This window comes from Cellvibrio sp. (assembly GCF_053579595.1).
Genome location: NZ_JBRFPI010000430.1, coordinates 1 through 3604, shown reverse-complemented (window position 1 = coordinate 3604; position 3604 = coordinate 1). Strand labels below are relative to the sequence as shown.

The window sequence follows — 3604 nt, the reverse complement described above, 5'->3', positions numbered from 1 at the left end:
TATATCTTCTTCAATAATGCCGGCCAACTCTATGCTGTGGATGCACGCACAGGGACTACCCTGTGGACCCAATCCATCGCGGGCATACACAATTTTAGTGTGTACAACCCGCCCGCTTACGCCGACGGGATTGTCTATGTGCAAACCGGCGGTCATGCCGATGCCTTTCTCTGGGCATTTAATAGTGCTGATGGCCGCTTGTTATTCAAAACCCAGTTAGAAGACCAATGGAGCAATCACTATGCTCCGACTATTGTGGACAACATTGTCTATATCGGGGGTGGCTATTATGGCGGCATGTACGCTATCGACGCCAAAACCGGCGTGCAAAAATGGTGGCAAACCCTTAACCAAACCGACCAGTTTACCCCCGCCGTCAGCGGTGATTATGCCATCGCCTACACCAGCGGTTATTCATCCCGATTGACCGTCGCCAATAAAACCTCGGGCAATGTGGCGTTTGAAATTGACGACCCGGATGCACAACACTGGGGCGGAGGCATGAATCTGGCGCCGGTGGTCGCGGGCGACCTGGTACTTGCCAATCACGCCGGCCGGATAGTGACGTTTAATCTACCCAGTAAAACCCGTGTTTGGCAGTTGAAAGCGGAATTTAGCGGCGATCCTGTGATCAGGGGCGAGCATTTCTACATAATCAACAATACCGCCATTGAAATGCGCAAACTGAGCGATGGCAGTCTGGTATCCAGCATCCCGGGTGCAGCTACCTTTACCAGTAACCTGGTGCTCACCAACAATTTGTTGTTTGTCAGCGATGACCAGAATACCTACGCTTATCAAGTGGATAGCGGCGCTCTGGCGTGGACCCTCAACGGTGTCAAAGGCAAGCTGCTGGCAGCGGAAGGTGCACTGGTTGTATTTGGCAGCACGGGCATTGTCACGCTCGATCTGGAGGGTGACATAGATAGCGACGGCCTGCCCGACTGGTGGGAAAAGCGCCTTAAAAAGAACGTCAATGCCACCGGCGATAGCGACAATGACGGCTTGACCGGCCTGCAGGAATTCGCGCTGATGACTAACCCCAATCTGGCGGATACCGATAGCGACGGCCTGACCGATGGCGAAGAAGTCACCGCCAAGACCGCCCCGTTGATTGCCGATAGCGACGCTGATGGCCTACTCGATGGCGCTGAGGTAAAAATCCACAAAAGCGCCCCCGATAAGGCTGATTCGGATGAAGATGGCCTCACCGATGGCGAAGAAGTAGCGGCCGGACTCAATCCAACCGACAGTGCCGACGCCCTGCAAGACAGCGATGGCGATGGCTACTCCAACCTCCATGAAGTACGCGCCAACACCAGTATCAGCGACGCCAACCAACGGCCCGAGATAACAAACTGGTCCATGCCCGGCGGCAACAGCATGGGCAACAATTACATTCCCCTGCTGTTAGACGTGAGTAAATTCAGCGAGCGCTGGAGTAAAACCAGCCCGGTTTCACTCACCACTGCACCTGTCGCCACCAGCGAGCGTCTTTTAGCGCGCATCAACAACCAATATCAAGTGTGGGATACGGGTACAGGGCAAGAGACCTGGGTCACCGCTATTACCAACAATGGCCTCTCGCTACCCGCCAGCAGTGGTGACAAGCTGGTTTTCTTGTCCCAGAACACCAACAGCGGTACCAACCTCCAGATATTGAACGACAACTCCGGTGCCAGCCTGCTTAACAAAGAACTTAGCTCGGCCGGGTATCTCTCAGTCAACCAACCACTGGTGCGTGGCAATACACTCTATTTGGCCAATTCCAGCCGCAGCTTTAAGGCCTACAACCTGGATACTGGCGATCTGCTCTGGACCAGCGGTTTAAGCAATGGCTTTATCGCTACCGACTGGCGCCCTCTGGTATCGGCTAAACATCTGGTGGGGCTGAGCAACAATACCCTGGTGGTTTACTCCGCACAGGACGGCACCCTGCTCAGAAACATCAGCCTGCCCGCTAATAGCTATTTGCAGACCACAATGCTCGGTAGCCGCGACAATATCCTGATGCAACTGGGCGGCACCCAAATGGCCAGCGTCAGCCTCACCGATGGTAGCAATCAGTGGATCAACACCAGTTGCAACAACGCCAAACTCGCGCTGGGCAATGGCAAAGTCTACGCACTGACCGAGCAGAAACTCTGTGTGCTCGACGAGCAAACCGGCCGCTTGCTGTGGGAAATGCCCGTCAGCAATAGCTGGCAGGGATCCAATCCGGTACTGACCGCCAACCATCTCTTTTACTCGGATAGCGCCACTACCTATGCCATCGACCTGCGCACCCGGCAGGTGAGCTGGTCGATTAACAAACCCGCCCGTTATCTGGCGATGGATGATAATGGCACTTTGTTTATTCAGGATAGTTTTGCGCTTACCGCCATCGACACACTGGGCGATACCGATGCCGATGGCATTTTGCAGTGGTGGGAGCGCCGCTACGGGGGCAACCTGCAGGCCAATGCTGATGAAGATGCCGACGGCCTGACCAATCTCGATGAATTTACGGCCAAAACCAGCCCGCTGCTGGCCGATACCGACGGCGACGGTCTCAACGACGGACTGGAGGTTAACACCCATCAAACCAGCCCCATCAATAGCGACACGGATAACGACGGGCTGAGCGACAGCATCGAGGTAAACACCCATGCAACCAACCCGCGGCTGGGCGATAGCGACAGCGATGGTATGGACGATAGCCTGGAACTGGACTTTGGCTTGAACCCGAATGCCAACGACGCTGCCGCCGATGCCGATAGCGATGGCTTCAACAACCGCGATGAAATCTACGCCGGCACGCTGCCCAATAGCGCCGCCAGCAAACCAACGCCGACGGATTGGGTGCCACGCCAGGGTAACGCAGCCCACAACGCCTTCCAGCCCTACCGTGTCAACGCCGCCAACTTCAACCTGCGCTGGAGCAAAAGCTTCAACCAATACCTGAAACCCATGGCCACGGGTAGCAAAAGCGCATTCCTGATTTATGGCGATAAAAACCTGGTATCGCTCAACGCTATCGACGGCACCAGCCAATGGCAACAAAACCTGGGGGATAACAACCGCGCCCCGGGGGTAGCCTATATGGATGAGAAGGTGATCCTCAGCACTAATGCGCCTAACGCCCTGCAAGCATTCGCGGCGGATACAGGAGCTTCCCTGTTCAGCGCTAGCTTCAGCAGTTACAACTCGGCGGATTACACCCCCAGCCTGTTCGGCAATCGCGCTTACACCAGCCTGGGCTATAGCAGCGGCATAGTCGCCAAAGACCTGGCTAGCGGCGCCACCCTCTGGAGCACCGCCAATCTACAAAGTACGCGCGATATTGCGGTCAATGATGCCTATGTGTTTGCGGTGAGCAACCGCAGCCTGGTGGCCCTGGATCGCGCCACTGGCAGTGAGGCGTTCAGGATCGACATCCAGGGTACCAGCGCTGACCACCCGGTATTGGGCACCCGCAACAACTTGTTGTTGGAGGAGCCGGCTGCATCCGGCCAATTATTGGTCAACTACAGTATTGCCAAGCGCAGCTTGACCTGGAGCAAGTTCACCGGGCAGATCACCGGGCATCCAGTCGCGGGCAATGGGCGTGACTATTTCATCAATA

General features: G+C 55.8%; 1 protein-coding gene. It reads left to right on the top strand.

Annotated features, from left to right (window positions below; genetic code table 11):
- The coding region (locus ACWA6V_RS19105) for an outer membrane protein assembly factor BamB family protein (RefSeq protein WP_449523984.1) at window positions 1–3604 on the top strand (3604 nt) is incomplete at both ends.